9 protein-coding genes are annotated in these 12,086 nt (G+C 69.0%); 1 reads left to right on the top strand and 8 read right to left on the bottom strand.

From position 1 onward, the window contains the following. From VGB60_RS03165 to VGB60_RS03155, 3 genes are all read right to left on the bottom strand, one after another. Window positions 1-426, bottom strand: a 426-nt coding sequence (locus VGB60_RS03165; protein WP_331036829.1) for a hypothetical protein, incomplete at its 3' end; no start/stop codon positions are given. Continuing rightward, entirely contained in the window at window positions 423-1,184 is a 762-nt protein-coding gene (locus VGB60_RS03160; RefSeq protein ID WP_331036828.1) for an SDR family oxidoreductase, read from the bottom strand. The genes VGB60_RS03165 and VGB60_RS03160, both read right to left, overlap by 4 nt. After that, window positions 1,181-3,481, bottom strand: a complete 2,301-nt coding sequence (locus VGB60_RS03155) for a bifunctional salicylyl-CoA 5-hydroxylase/oxidoreductase (RefSeq protein ID WP_331036827.1) — start codon at window positions 3,479-3,481, stop codon at window positions 1,181-1,183. The genes VGB60_RS03160 and VGB60_RS03155 overlap by 4 nt, the downstream gene beginning before the upstream one ends. Before the next feature lie 103 nt (window positions 3,482-3,584). On the opposite strand from VGB60_RS03155, the gene VGB60_RS03150 reads away from it, so the two are divergent. Continuing rightward, complete coding sequence (locus VGB60_RS03150; protein ID WP_331036826.1) at window positions 3,585-5,024, top strand: aldehyde dehydrogenase family protein; 1,440 nt, start codon at window positions 3,585-3,587, stop codon at window positions 5,022-5,024. 101 nt (window positions 5,025-5,125) lie between these two features. Here VGB60_RS03150 and VGB60_RS03145 read toward each other — a convergent pair whose 3' ends face one another. The 5 genes from VGB60_RS03145 to VGB60_RS03125 all read right to left on the bottom strand — a co-directional run bounded on the left by VGB60_RS03145 (window position 5,126) and on the right by VGB60_RS03125 (window position 12,031). Continuing rightward, a complete protein-coding gene (locus VGB60_RS03145; protein ID WP_331036825.1) occupies window positions 5,126-5,356 on the bottom strand; it encodes a hypothetical protein in 231 nt (76 codons plus the stop codon). Window positions 5,357-5,735: 379 nt separating this feature from the next. Then, the gene (locus VGB60_RS03140; protein ID WP_331036824.1) at window positions 5,736-9,044 is read right to left on the bottom strand and encodes an amidohydrolase family protein; all 3,309 of its coding nucleotides are present in this window, start codon (window positions 9,042-9,044) and stop codon (window positions 5,736-5,738) included. A gap of 100 nt (window positions 9,045-9,144) precedes the next feature. Then, a complete protein-coding gene (locus VGB60_RS03135) occupies window positions 9,145-10,239 on the bottom strand; it encodes a sugar kinase (RefSeq protein WP_331036823.1) in 1,095 nt (364 codons plus the stop codon). Next, entirely contained in the window at window positions 10,236-11,516 is a 1,281-nt protein-coding gene (locus VGB60_RS03130) for a TRAP transporter large permease (protein ID WP_331036822.1), read from the bottom strand. The genes VGB60_RS03135 and VGB60_RS03130 overlap by 4 nt, the downstream gene beginning before the upstream one ends. A 2-nt stretch (window positions 11,517-11,518) precedes the next feature. Next, entirely contained in the window at window positions 11,519-12,031 is a 513-nt protein-coding gene (locus tag VGB60_RS03125; protein ID WP_331036821.1) for a TRAP transporter small permease, read from the bottom strand. Window positions 12,032-12,086 lie beyond the last annotated feature (55 nt).

Genomic DNA, 12,086 nt, shown 5'->3' with positions numbered 1-12,086 from the left:
GGCCTCGGCGTCGCTGAGGTCCGCGAAGACGGCGTCGATCCAGCGTTCGTGGGCGGCCGCCATGGCGGCGAAGCGCGCTCGGCCCTCCGCCGTCAGCCGGATGCGCTGAACGCGGCGGTCTGCAGTTGGAAGTGACTCGATTAGTCCGTCAGCTTTCAGGCGTGACGCCAGCCCGGTGACGTTGCCGTTCGAGACCATCAGCATGCCGGCCGCCTCGCCCATGCTCAGGCCGGCCACGCCGGCTCGGTCGAGCGCCGACAGCATGTCGAAACGGGGCAGGGTGGAGCCGAACTCATCGCGCAGCCGCTGGGCGATGGTCTGTTCGATGCGGGTCGTGCAGGTCAGAAGCCGCAGCCACAGGCGCAGGGCGCGCTTGCCGTCGGGGGCCCCGCCCAGGCGGTCGGGCAGGGCGGCGACGGCGCTCACAGCTCGCCCCCGGCGACTGTCAGGGTCGCGCCGTTGACCCCGGACGCGCCGGGGCTGCACAGCCAGCCGATGGCGGAGGCGACCTCCTCGGGCGTGATCAGCCGCCCCTGCGGGTTGGAGGCGGCAAGCGCGGTGCGGGCCTCGCCTTCGGTGCGGCCGGACTTCGTGACAATGGCCGCGACCGCCTCCGCCACCAGCGGGGTTTCGGTGAAGCCAGGGCAGACGGCGTTGATGGTGACGCCCTTGTCGGCGAACTCCAGCGCCAAGGACCGCGTCAGGCCGACAAGGCCGTGCTTGGCGGCGACATAGGCGGAGACGTAGGGATAACCCTTCAGACCCGCGGTTGAAGCCACATTGACGATCCGGCCCGAGCGTCGCGCAGCCATCCCCGGCAGCACGAGACGCGAGGCCTCGGCGGGGGCCTCGAGATTCAGCGCCAGCATGGCGCGGAGGGCGTCCGCGCCGGTCTTCAGGAAGGGCGCGGACGTGGCGGCCCCCGCGTTGTTGATCAGGATGTCCACCGGACCAAAGCGGTCACGCCCGGCCTCGACGGCGGCGGCCAAAGCATCGGCGTCGGTGACGTCGGCGGGCGCGGCGAAGGCGGTCTGGCCGATGCGGTCGGCGGTCTCGGTCAGCCGCCCGATGTGGCGGCCGATCAGGGTCACCTGCGCGCCGAGCTCGGCCAGATGCTCGGCCGTCGCCCGGCCGATGCCGGAGCCGGCGCCGGTGACCACCGCGTGCTGTCCGGTCAGGCTCACACCGGCCCCGCCTGCTGTTGGCGCTCGAGATTGCGAGCGAGCTGGGTGAAGCCGGCGCGGTACTGGACCGGCGGCTGCACCCCGCGCCAGCCCAGCTCTGCGGCCGTCCGCAGCGTCCAGTTCGGATCGGCCAGATGCGGCCGGGCCAAGGCGCACAGGTCGGCGCGCCCGGCGGCGAGGATGCCGTTGACGTGGTCCGGCTCGTAGATGTTGCCGACCGCCATGGTGACCACGCCCGCCTCGTTGCGGATGCGGTCGCTGAGCGGCGTCTGGAACATCCGACCGTAGACAGGACGGGCGTCCGGCGTGGTCGAGCCTGCGGAAACGTCGATCAGGTCGCAACCCGCCTCGGCGAAGGCGCGGGCGATGGCGACGGCGTCCTCCGGCGTCAGACCCTCCTCGACCCAGTCGCTGGCGGAGAGTCGGACGGACATCGGGCGGTCGTCGGGCCAGGCCGCGCGCATGGCCGTGAACACCTCGAGCGGGAACCGGAGGCGGTTCTCGACGGAGCCGCCGTAGTCGTCGGTGCGGCGGTTCGAGACCGGGGTGAGGAAGGACGAGAGCAGATAGCCGTGGGCGCAGTGCAGCTCGATCATGTCGAACCCGGCCTCTGCGGCCCATCCGACAGCGCGGACGAAGTCGTCGCGGACCCGGTCCATGTCCGCGCGGGTCATCTCGCGCGGAACCTGATCCCCCTCGGTCCAGGGAATGGGCGAGGGGGCGATCAGCGTCCAGCCGCCTTCCAGCAGCGGCTGGTCCGCGCGCGGACCCCAGGGACGCTCCACCGAACCCTTGCGTCCGGCGTGGGCCAGCTGGATGGCGACGCGAGAGCCTTGCGCGTGGACGAAGTCGACGATCCGGCGCCAGGCGTCGCGGTGCTCAGGCCGGTAGAGGCCGGCGCAGCCCGGCGTGATCCGCGCGTCGGCGGACACGTCGGTCATCTCGGTGAAGACCAGCCCGGCGCCGCCGAGGGCGCGGCCGCCCAGATGGACGAGATGGAAGTCGCCCACCGTCCCGTCCTCGGCGGAGTACATGCACATCGGCGAGACGACGATCCGGTTCGGCAGCGTCAGGCTCCGCAGACGAAGGGGCGTGAAGGCCGGGGCTGCCGGTCTGTCCGACGGCGGCGCGCCTGCGGTCGCGGCGAACCATCGCTCCACCGACTCGAGGAAGTCGCGATCCCGCAGCCGCAGGTTCTCATGGCTGACGCGCTGACTGCGGGTCAGCAGGCTGTAGGTGAACTGCAGCGGATGCAGGTCGACATAGCGGTCCAGCGTCTCGAACCATTCGGTGGAGTTGCGCGCGGCGCTCTGGAGCTTCAGCACCTCGATCCGCCGATCGGCTTCGTAATCGCTGAGCGCCCGCTCGAGGTCCTCACCGCCCGTCAAGGCCTCGGCCAGACGGATCGCGTCCTCAAAGGCCAGTTTGGTGCCGGACCCGATCGAGAAGTGGGCGGTGTGGGCTGCATCGCCGAGCAGGATGACCTTGCCGTCGCGCCAGTTGGCGCAGGCGACGCGCGGGAAGTTGAGCCAGGCCGAGCCGCGCAGGTGTTTGGCGTTGCTCATCAGCGCGTGGCCGCCGAGCCAGTCCGCGAACAGGGCTTCCGCCGCCCGGCAGGTCTGATCCTGATCCATGGCGTCGAAGCCGAGGCCGCGCCAGGTCGCTTCCGAGCACTCGACGATGAAGGTCGAGGCGCCCGGCTCGAACTGATAGGCGTGGGCCCAGATCCAGCCGTGTGGGGTCTCGACGAAGGCGAAGGTGAAGGCGTCGAAGGACTGCGTCGTGCCCAGCCAGATGTATTTGTTGCTGCGGACGTCGACGTCCACGCCGAACACCTCGGGGGCGCCGTTGCGGATGCGGCTGTTGAGCCCGTCGGCGGCGACGATGATGTCGGCGGGAAGCGACCGCACGTCCTCGATCTCGGTCTCGAACCTCAGGTCCACGCCCAGAGACCGCGCCCGGTCCTGCAGGATGTTCAGCAGCCCCTGACGCCCGATGCCTGCGAAGCCGTGCCCGCCCGAGCGGACCGTCTCGCCCCGGATATGCACGTCGATGTCGTCCCAGTGGACGAAGGCGGCCTCGATCGCGGCCGCCGTCTCGGGATCGTTCCGCTTCAGATTGGCCAGCGTCTGGTCCGAGAAGACAACGCCCCAGCCGAAGGTGTCGTCCGGTCGGTTGCGCTCGTGCACGATGACATCGATCGCCGGGTTCTTCAGCTTCAGGGAAATGGCGAGGTAGAGGCCGCCGGGACCGGCGCCCACGACGGCGACGCTGCGAGGAGCCCGACCAATCGACATGTTTTATGCCTAAAGGAAAACCGACGGGCCGTCCAGCGGACGGGGCGCGCGCGCTTGTGGTTTGGGTTATGACGCGGGTGCACGTGCTGACCAGAGGCCATCCATGACCGAACCGCTTGAACTCTCGCATTGGATCGACGGCCAGCGCGTGGCGGCCGAGCGTCCGTCGGAGAGCCTGAACCCCTCGGACACGCGCGAGATTGTAGCCAGAACGCCGGACGGCGGCGTGGCCGAGGTCAATGCGGCGGTCGCGGCGGCGCGCGCGGCTTTCCCGGCCTGGTCCGAAGCGTCGCCCGAAGTCCGATCCGACATCCTCGACCGGGCGGGAACGCTGGTGATGGAGCGGCGCGAGGCGCTGGGCCGGCTGCTGTCGCGAGAGGAAGGCAAGACGCTGGCCGAAGGGATCGGCGAGACGGTCCGGGCCGGGCGCGTCCTGAAGTATTTCGCGGGCGAGGCGCTGCGGGTCCATGGCCGGAACCTCGCCTCGGTGCGGCCGGGCGTGGAGATCCAGACCTACCGGCAGGCGGTGGGGGTGTTCGGCCTGATCACGCCGTGGAACTTCCCCATCGCCATCCCGGCGTGGAAGGCGGCGCCGGCCCTCGCGTTCGGTAATACGGTGGTGATGAAGCCCGCGGGCCCGACGCCCGCCACGGCCGAGGCGCTGGTCGCCATCCTGCATGAGGCCGGCCTGCCGAACGGGGTGCTGAACCTCGTCATTGGACGGGGCCGGGTCGGTCAGGCCATCGTCGATCACCCTGATGTAGACGGCCTCAGCTTCACCGGGTCCCAGGGCGTCGGCGCGGGTGTGGCGGCGGGCGCCGTCAAGCGGCAGGCGCGGGTGCAGCTGGAGATGGGCGGCAAGAACCCGCTGATCGTGCTGGACGACGCGGATCTCGACCGTGCGGTGCAGATCGCGCTCGACGGCTCGTTCTTCGCGACCGGACAGCGCTGCACCGCCTCGAGCCGGCTGATCGTGCAGGACGGCGTCCATGACAGGTTCGTGGCCGCGCTCGCCGAGAGGGTGGCGGCGTTGAGAGTCGGAGACGCGCTGGACCCGGAGACTCAGATGGGCCCCGCCGTGTCCGAGGATCAGATGGAGACCTCGTACCGCTACATCGACATCGCAACAGGCGAGGGCGGGCGCGTCGTCACCGGCGGCGAGCGGCTCAAGCTGGAGAAGCCCGGCTGGTATGTTCAGCCGACGCTGATCGCCGAAACCGAAGCCGGCATGAGGATCAACAACGAGGAGGTCTTCGGACCGGTGGCCTCGACGATCCGCGTGCGCAGTTATGAAGAGGCGCTCGAGATCGCCAACGGTGTCGAGTTCGGCCTCTCCGCCGGCATCGTCACCCAGTCGCTGAAGTATGCGCGCGACTTCCAGCGGCGCGCGCGGGCGGGGATGGTGATGGTCAACCTGCCGACGGCGGGGGTGGATTATCATGTCCCGTTCGGCGGCTCTAAGGCGTCGAGCTATGGCCCGCGCGAGCAGGGCTTCGCGGCCGTCGAGTTCTTCACCCAGACCAAGACCGCTTACAGCGCCTGAGAGCGCTCCCGCCCTTCGGGCTCCGCGCAATGAAAAACGGCGGCCCCGCAAGGAGCCGCCGTTTCCAATCATTGGTCAGGGACGAGGTCCCGAACTTCAGATCAATCGCTTTCGGAATCGTCATCGGCGGCCGTGATGGCGGCGAACGCGAGCACGGTGACGGCGATGAAGATCAGGCCGGGGGACACGCCACCGCCGAACTCGTCAGAGCTGCCGACCGAGGCGCCGACACGATCGACGACGCTGGGGGCGGCAGAGGCCTGGTTAGAGGCAAGGGCTTGGCCGGCGATCAGCATCGCGCCGGTGGCGATTGCAGCCAGGGTTTTTTTCATGGCAGGGGCTCCGTGATGGTTGGACAGCGTGCCGTCAACAACCCCGTACGTGTACGTTGGTTGCCGACGACCGGCACTATCATCCATGTCTCTTAGCATGATGCTACCGGTGAAGGTCAATAAAGCGCCATTTTTACTGAAGGTGTGGCCCAGAAGGAGCAACTTCAGGTAGCCGGCGCAAAGGGTCCCAAAGGGCGCGACGGCGCGCTGAGACCGCCAGTGCTGAACCCGCTCGGACGCGCCCCCTGCGGGGGCCCGAACGTCAGGATCATCTCGCCGGCGGCGCGCTCGTCATGGTATGGTCACGAACGGCCCAGCCGAGGCGCGTCAGCGGTTCTTCCGCTCGCGGCCTCGGCGCCGATTCCCTCAGCCCATCCCCTCAGTCATGGCCATGACCTTCGGTCTCGGTCGATTGGGCGGCGAAACCCTCCCCGCCGGTCTGGGCGAACCAGAACGGCGCCCGCGCCCGTTGACGCGGAGCCACCTCGTTCATGCCGCTGTCGTATACGCGGCCGTTGGCGACGGTGTAGGCGATCGACGTGGTGTTGCGGATGTCGTCCAGCGGGTTGCGGTCCATCACAACCATGTCCGCCAGCTTCCCGGCCTCAAGCGAGCCGATATCCCGATCCATCCCCAGCGCCCGCGCGCCGTTGATGGTGCCGGAGCGGATCGCCTCCATCGGGGTGGCTCCTCCGAGCGACAGGTTCCACAGCTCCCAGTGCGCCGCGAGCCCCTCGCGCTGCCCGTGGGCCCCGATCAGCACGTCGACGCCCTGGCGCGACAGTTCGACGGCCTCACGCGCGATGGAGATGTGGTTCCACTCGTTCTCCGGCAGGGTCACCGGCCGGCGCGCGCGGGCGTCGAGGATGCGGCGTGGGACGTAGCGGGTCAGGATCGGGTGGTTCCAGACCTCGCTCTCCTGGTACCAGTAGTTTTCGCCGTAGCTGCCGCCGTAGGCCACCACCAGCGTCGGGTTGTAGGCCACCTCCGTCTGGCGCCACAGCTGATGGACGTCGTCGTAGAGGTTCGCCAGCGGCACCGAATGCTCGATGGTCGTGTGGCCGTCGACGATCATCGACATGTTGTGCTGAAACAGCGAGCCGCCCTCGGGGACGACCATCATGTTCAGTTGGCGGGCCGCCTCGATGATCTGCTGGCGCTGGTCGCGGCGAGGCTGGTTGTAGCTCTTGACGCTCCAGGCCCCGACCGCCTGCATGCGGCGTAGCGCCGACAGGGCGTCCTCGAGGCTCTCGACCTTGACCGTTCCCGCCGTCGTGGCGCCGTACAGGATCGAGCCGGTCGAGAAGATGCGGGGGCCGACCACGCGGCCGGCGCGGGCCAGTTCGCTGTGGGCGAAGATCTCGCTGGTGTCGTTGGAGGGGTCGTGGATGGTGGTGACGCCGAAAGCCAGCGCCGCGTAGTTGACCCAGCTCTGCTCCGGAATGATCTCGTCCGAGCCCATCGAGCCGTGCCAGTGGGCGTCGACCAGACCGGGCATGATGGTCTTGCCGGCCATGTCCATAACGGGGACGCCGGCCGGCACGGGTGTGGAACCCGCCGGTCCGATGGCCTCGATGCGGTTGCCGTCGATGATGACGACGCCGTTCTCGATGACTTCCGCGCCGTTCATGGTGATAAGCCGGGCGCCGGTCAGGGCCATGCGGCCTTCCGGCCGGTCAGCCTCGGCGCTGAAGCCGATGTTGATCCCGCGTTCGTCCGGTTTGGGCAGCTCGTCCGGCGCGCCTTCGACGAAGGCGAAAGACTGGTTGAGATCGCGGGAGAACAGCTCTGGCCCCAGCGACCACTGCAGCCGGCGCGAATCACCCGACCAGCTCAGCCATTCGCCGGCGTCGCGGGTGACGCGGGCCTGCGGCAGGGACTTGCCTTCGGGGCTGACGGCGATCGGTCGGCCCGCGAGCACGAAGGGGGCGACATAGGCGTTGAACCGCTCGGTCCAGCCGATCCAGCGGCCGTCCGGCGAGATGGCGAACTCGTTGGCCCACTCCGAGGTCAGGTGCGTTCGCGCATCCTCGCCATCGAGGTTCACCGAGATGAAGGTTCGCTTGTCTCCATCGCGCCCGGACAGGAACAGGCGTTCGCCGTCGGCCCCGAATTGGGGCGCGACGCCGTCGTTGGTGATGAACTCGGGCTCGCCCCCCGCCGTCGGGATGCGATAGACGCCGGGATTGCGGCTCCACAGAGCGCTGGTCAGGAAGCCGTCGCTGACGGTGCGATAGACGATCGTCCGACCGTCGGGCGAGAAGGTCGGCTCGATATAGTGGCCGGGCCGGCGGGTGACGACACGGCCTTCCCCGCCCGAGGCGGGAACGACCCGGATCGAGCCGAATTCCTTATCGTCCCACGTGGTGTAGACGATCGAGCGGCCGTCGCGGGACCAGGTCGGGTAGAGCTCGAAGTGCTCCGACTGGCGCGTCAGCCGGCGTGCTGTACCCGTCGGCAGGTCACGAATCCACAGATTGCCCAGCGCCTCGAACACCACCTTGGAGCCGTCGGGGGAGGGGCGAGCCCAGCGGATCATCTTCACGTCGAAGCGTTCGGGCGCGACCTCGACAGGGAAGCGCACCGCGTCCTGCACCCGGCGAGTGTCGGCGACATGGAACGGGATCTCGGAGACAGTTCCCGAGGCGACGTCCACGCGCTGGATCTTGCCCCCGGCCCAGAACACGATCGAACGGTTGTCCGGGGTCCAACTGACGGCCGGATAGACCCCGTGGATGGCCCAGGTTTCCTGCAGGTCGCGATCCAGCCCGGAGAAGATCGGCGTCTCACGTCCCGACTCGATGTCCATGACGTAGAGGGTCGACTGGTAGCGAACGCGCCGGATGAAGGCGAGCGACTTGCCGTCGGGCGACGGAGTCGGGCGGATGGAGCCGCCGGGGCCGGTCACGTAGGGATCGATCTCGCCGGTCTCGCGGTCGAGGCGGCGGATCACATAGATCTGGGTGTTGACGTCCTTGCTGTACTCGAAGGTCGTGCCGGGCGTGGCGTCGTCGCTGAAGTACAGATAGCGGCCGTCGGGCGAGAAGGCGGGCTCCCCCGTGTCCTTCTGCGGCGTGCGCTTCTCAGTCATCTGCACGCCGTCGCCGCCGGAGCGGTGGTACATCCACATCTCGCCCGCGCCGAGCGAGCGTGACGAGGTGAAATGCTTGCGGGCGACGATGAACTCGCCGTCAGGGGACCAATCCGGTTGGCTGAGCAGCCGGAACTTCTCTTTCGAGATCTGAACCATGTCCGAGCCGTCGCTGGCCATTGTCCAGATGTTGTCGCCGCCGCCCCGGTCCGAGGTGAAGGCGATGTGGCGGCCGTCCGGCGACCATTTGGGCTGCATGTCCCAGGCCACGCCGCTGGCGATGGCGCGCGCCTCGCCCCCGGCGATGGGCATGACGTAGATGTCGCCCAGCATGTCGAAGGCGATCATGCGGCCGTCGGGGCTGACGTCGACCGACATCCAGGTGCCGCTGGTCACGTCGATGGGGATGTCGCGGGCAGGTCCGGGGGGCGTCTGAACATCCCAGCGCGGCGTCTCCGGCGTCGCCGTCGGCGCGGCGGCGGCCGCGGCCTCTTCCTGCGCTGTCGGTGGAGGCGGCAGCTCGGACGGCGGGGTCTGGGCCAGCGTGGGGCAGGCGAGCGCCGACGCGGCGACGGCGGTCAGGAGCAGGTGTTTCATCGGCGGAGTCCCCAGGCGTCTGGACGTCTGGAGCCTGCGTAAGGCCGCGTCCTTCAGGCGCTAAAGAGCATCGACCGGTGGGTCCGTCCAGTGGCCTGTGTCAGCGCACTGCGGCCGAACCCGCGCCCTCGCACAGCGCCCTGACCTGCTCCAGCGAGGTCATGGCGTTGTCGCCCGGCGTGGTCATGGCGAGCGCGCCGTGGGCGACGCCGTAATCGACCGCGGCCTGCGCCCCCAGCCCCTCCATGAGCGCCCACGCCAGACCGGCCACGAAGCCGTCGCCGCCGCCGACGCGGTCCAGCACCGCGATCTCGCGCACCTCGGAAGCGTGTCTTTCGCCGTTCATCCACACCACGCCGCCCCAGCGGTTGACCGACGCCGAGACCGGGTCCCTGAGTGTGGCGGCGAAGACCTGGACATTCGGCAGATCCCCACGCACGCGCTCAACCATCCGGTCGAACGGCCCGCTGTCAGCCGGATCGACGCGCGCCTCGTCGGTCGAAAAGCCGAGGCAGGAGGCGTAGGCGTATTCGTCGCCGACCAGCACGTCGACAAGTCCCGCGATCTCGCGGTTCACCCGCTGCGCCGCGCTCGGGTCGGGATGACTGGACCACAGGCTGGCGCGATAGTTCAGGTCGTAGCTGACGATCACGCCGTTTCGTTTGGCCGCGCGAACGGCGGCGAGCGCGGTCTGCGCTGTGGACTCGGACAAGGCCGCGAATATCCCGCCGGTGTGCAGCCAGCGGACCCCCTCGACGCCGAACAGGTGGTCCCAGTCGATCTCATCGGGCTGAAGCTGGGACGCGGCGGAGTTCGCCCGGTCGGAAACGCCCAGCGCGCCGCGGACGCCGAAGCCGCGCTCCGTGAAGTTCAGGCCGACGCGGGTGTTGCGGCCGACGCCGTCCGCCTCGCGCCAGAGGATGTGCGACGTGTCGACGCCCCCCTGCAGGATCAGGTCCTCCACCAGGGCTCCGATCTCTGTGCGGGGCAGGGCGGTGACCACCGACGTCCGTCGGCCGAACGTTTTCCGCAGCCCGCGCGCGACATTGTATTCGCCGCCGCCCTCCCAGACCTGGAACGATCGCGCGCTGCGGACCCGGCCTTCGCCCGGATCGAGCCGGAGCATGACCTCGCCGACGGCCACGCAGTCCCAGCGGCAGTCCGCGGCGGCCCGAAGGCCTTTCAGTCCCGTCATTTCATCAGCGAAGGCAGCCACAGCGAAAGCGCCGGAATGAAGGTGACCAGCATCAGGACCGCGAGGCAAGCCAGCCAGAACGGCCAGATGGTCTTCAGCGCCCGCGTCATCGGGATTCCGGCGATGGCGCTGCCGACGAACAGCACCGATCCGACAGGCGGCGTGATCAGGCCGATGCCGCAGTTGAGCAGCAGGATGACTCCGAACTGGACCGGATCCACGCCGAACGCCTTGGCCACGGGCAGGAAGATGGGCGTGCAGATGATGATCAGCGGCGCCATGTCCATGAAGGTGCCGAGGATCAACAGGATGACGTTGATCAGCAGCAGGATCAGGATCGGGTTGTCGGTCAGCGCCTGCAGCAGGCTGACCATCATCGTCGGCACCTGCATGTAGGCCATAAGCCACCCGAAGGCGCCCGCGCAGCCGATGATGAACAGCACCATGCCCGAAGTTCTCGCGGCGCCCGTGCAGGCCGCCTTGAAGGCGGTCCAGGTCATGTGTCGGTACACGAGGCCGGTCACCACGGTGGCGTAGACCACGGCGATGGAGGCGCTCTCGACGGCCGTGAAGATCCCGGCCCGGATGCCACCGAAGATGATCCCGACCAGCAGCAGGCCCGGAATGGCGGCGACCAGGCGGACGGCGACGGCGCGAAAGCCGGGGAAGGCCTCGGCCGCGTAGCCGCGCCGGCGCGCCACGACGTAGGCGGTGATCATCAGGCTCACGGCCAGCAGCAGGGCGGGCAGGATGCCCGCGGCGAAGAGGTCCGAGATGGAGACGCCGCCCCCGGCCGAGGCGGAATACAGGATCATGTTGTGCGACGGCGGCACCAGCAGCGCCACCAGCGCCGCCGAGATCGTGACGTTGACCGCATAGTCGGCGTCATAGCCGCGCTTCTGCATCTGCGGGATCATGGTGCCGCCGATGGCCGAGACGTCGGCGATGGCGCTGCCGGAGACGCCGCCGAACAGGGTCGAGCCGACCACGGTCACCTGACCCAGCCCGCCCCGGACGTGCCCGACCATCGATGAAGCGAGGGCGATCATCCGGTCGGACAGCCCGCCCTTCATCATCAGTTCGCCGGTGAATATGAACAGGGGAATGGCCAGCAGGGCCACCGAGGTGATGTCGGACCCCATCTGCTGGAACACCACGATCGGCGGCAGGGCGAGGTAGATCACCGTCGCCAGCGTCGCCGCCAGCAGCGAGAAGGCGACCGGCACGCCGATGGCCAGCAGTATGGCCAGCAGGCCGAAGAGGATGATGTATTCCATGCTCAGTCCTCCGCCTCGGCGACGGCGTCGGGCGCGCGGTAATCTCCGGTCAGCAGGCGCTCGACCGCGAACAACAGGATCAGGGCGCCGCCGACGCACAGCCCCGCGAACTTCAGCCCCGAGGGCAGGGGCGCGCCGGCCATGGCCACCGGCCATTCGTCCACCATCAGCCTGCCGCCAAGCACCATCAGGGCCGCGCCCGAGGCCGCCGCGATCAGGCGCGAGATCGACTTGAGCGCCCAGCGGGCCCGTTCGGGCGCGGCGTCCCGGAAGGTCTGAAAGGCGAAATGGGTCTCGCGCCGGACGGCGACGGCGGCGCCGAACATCACCGCGAAGCTCATCATCAGCAGGGCCAGCGGCTCGGTCCAGCCGGGGCTGTCGTTCAGCACATAGCGGGCGAACACCTGCCAGGCCTGAACGAGCGCCATTCCGACAAGGGCGGCTCCCGCCAGTCCCATGACGAGGGTCGTCAGGCGGTCGAGGGCGCGAATGGCCCCGCGTCGAGGTTCAGACATCCGGGCCCTCCCTGAGCACCGTGGTTTGCGCGGCCGTTCAGGCGACCGCTGCGAT

Origin of the sequence: Brevundimonas sp., from assembly GCF_036399195.1 — a bacterium.
Classification (GTDB): domain Bacteria; phylum Pseudomonadota; class Alphaproteobacteria; order Caulobacterales; family Caulobacteraceae; genus Brevundimonas.
The sequence above is the reverse complement of the archived record's forward strand: the minus strand, read 5'-3'. Positions and strand labels throughout refer to the sequence as shown.

Coding starts and splice junctions, on each gene's coding strand:
- VGB60_RS03145 (WP_331036825.1), bottom strand. CDS start 5,356: ATGAAAAAAACCCTGGCTGCAATCGCCACCGGCGCGATGCTGATCGCC.
- VGB60_RS03150 (WP_331036826.1), top strand. CDS start 3,585: ATGACCGAACCGCTTGAACTCTCGCATTGGATCGACGGCCAGCGCGTG.
- VGB60_RS03125 (WP_331036821.1), bottom strand. CDS start 12,031: ATGTCTGAACCTCGACGCGGGGCCATTCGCGCCCTCGACCGCCTGACG.
- VGB60_RS03135 (WP_331036823.1), bottom strand. CDS start 10,239: ATGACGGGACTGAAAGGCCTTCGGGCCGCCGCGGACTGCCGCTGGGAC.
- VGB60_RS03140 (WP_331036824.1), bottom strand. CDS start 9,044: ATGAAACACCTGCTCCTGACCGCCGTCGCCGCGTCGGCGCTCGCCTGC.
- VGB60_RS03130 (WP_331036822.1), bottom strand. CDS start 11,516: ATGGAATACATCATCCTCTTCGGCCTGCTGGCCATACTGCTGGCCATC.
- VGB60_RS03155 (WP_331036827.1), bottom strand. CDS start 3,481: ATGTCGATTGGTCGGGCTCCTCGCAGCGTCGCCGTCGTGGGCGCCGGT.